The organism is Nocardia jiangxiensis NBRC 101359, from assembly GCF_000308615.1.
GTDB classification, from domain to species: Bacteria; Actinomycetota; Actinomycetes; order Mycobacteriales; family Mycobacteriaceae; genus Nocardia; species Nocardia jiangxiensis.
Window position 1 is genome coordinate 1 of sequence record NZ_BAGB01000120.1, and the last position, 1,477, is coordinate 1,477.

Consider the following 1,477-nt stretch of genomic DNA (forward strand, 5'->3'; position numbering starts at 1 on the left):
GATGGAACCCGCTCACCGCACCGCCCGGGCCGCGGGTGTGACCCGGAATTTTCCTGACCCCGTTCGGGTGTCCTGCTAAGGACCCGTCGGCCCGCAGCTCCGGTCGGCGCGGCGAGTCTGCTCACCGCAACCAGCCTGAGCTCGGGTGTGACCCGGAAGTTTCCCGACCCCGTTCGGGTGTCCCACCTCGGGGCCTGTCGCCCCAGGCCAGGTTGGCGCGGTGAGCCCACCAAGCACAGTTCACCACAGGGGTTCTGCGCAGCGTGGGTCGTGACCTGATAGGAGCCTGCCGCGCTTGCGCCGTCTCGTGACTGGCCTGTCCGTCCCACACCACCGGAACCGGTGGTCAGCAGCAGAACCTGCCCGCATCGAAAGGCAGCACCTGCTCGATGACCAGTCCCGCTGATCACTCACCGGCGATCTACGCCGGCGTCGACACCCACGCCGAGACTCATCACGTCGCGGTCGTGAACGAGCACGGCAAGAAGATCGACGATCGCGAATTCCGTACCACCGCAGCCGGTTACACGGCGATCGATCAGTGGATCACCTCGTTCGGATGTGTCGCGCAAATCGGGATCGAAGGAACCGGATCCTACGGCGCCGAATTGGCCCGCTACCTGCACGCACGCGGCCACAATGTCGCCGAGGTGCCGCGCCCGAACCGACGATTGCGTCGCGCGCAGGGCAAGACCGACACCATCGATGCCTACGCCGCCGCGCGCCGACTCCTCGACGGCTCCGGCGTGACCGCGCCAAAACTCCGCAACGGCGCCGTCGAAGCCGTCCGCGCGCTGCGCGTCGCACGCCACAACGCGGTCAAGGCCACCACCGCCGCGATGAACGCGCTGCGCGGGCTGATCACCACCAGCCCAGAATCGCTGCGCAGCCAGCTGCGCAGCCTGTCACGTGCGAAACTGATGGCCACCTGCGCCGCATTCCGGCCCGATCCGGCTCGCAGCACCGACCCGATCCAAGCCACCAAGCTCGCGTTGCGGTCGCTGGCCACCCAAGTACACGAACTGCAATGCCACGCCGACCAGCTCAAACGACACCTGCAGCAACTGCTCGAACAGGTCGCCCCACACACCGTCGGCCTGTTCGCACTCGGGCCGGATACCGCTGCGGCACTGGTGATTTCGATCGGCGACAACCCCGACCGGCTCACCAGCGAGGCCACCTTCGCCCGCCTCTGCGGCGTCGCCCCGATCCCTGCCTCTTCCGGAAAGACGGTCCGCCACCGCCTGCACCGCGGTGGCGACCGGCAAGCCAATCAGGCCCTGCACGTCGCGGTCATCGTGCGCATGCGCTACGACCAGCGCACCAAAGACTACGTCGCCCGTCGCACCACCGACGGCAAAACCAAACCCGAGATCATCCGCTGCCTCAAGCGATACCTCGCCCGCGAAGTATTCCAAGCCCTGCGTGCCGATCTTCGCCCACCAGCACCGGCGACTTGACATCTATAGGAGCGTCC

At 67.2% G+C, this 1,477-nt stretch carries 1 protein-coding gene; it reads left to right on the plus strand.

What is annotated here, in order from left to right; all coding sequences use genetic code 11:
* Positions 1–389 precede the first annotated feature (389 nt).
* Complete coding sequence (locus tag ON40_RS34495; RefSeq protein WP_040829449.1) at positions 390–1,460, plus strand: IS110 family RNA-guided transposase; 1,071 nt, start codon at positions 390–392, stop codon at positions 1,458–1,460.
* Positions 1,461–1,477 lie beyond the last annotated feature (17 nt).

Coding starts and splice junctions, on each gene's coding strand:
- ON40_RS34495 (WP_040829449.1), top strand. CDS start 390: ATGACCAGTCCCGCTGATCACTCACCGGCGATCTACGCCGGCGTCGAC.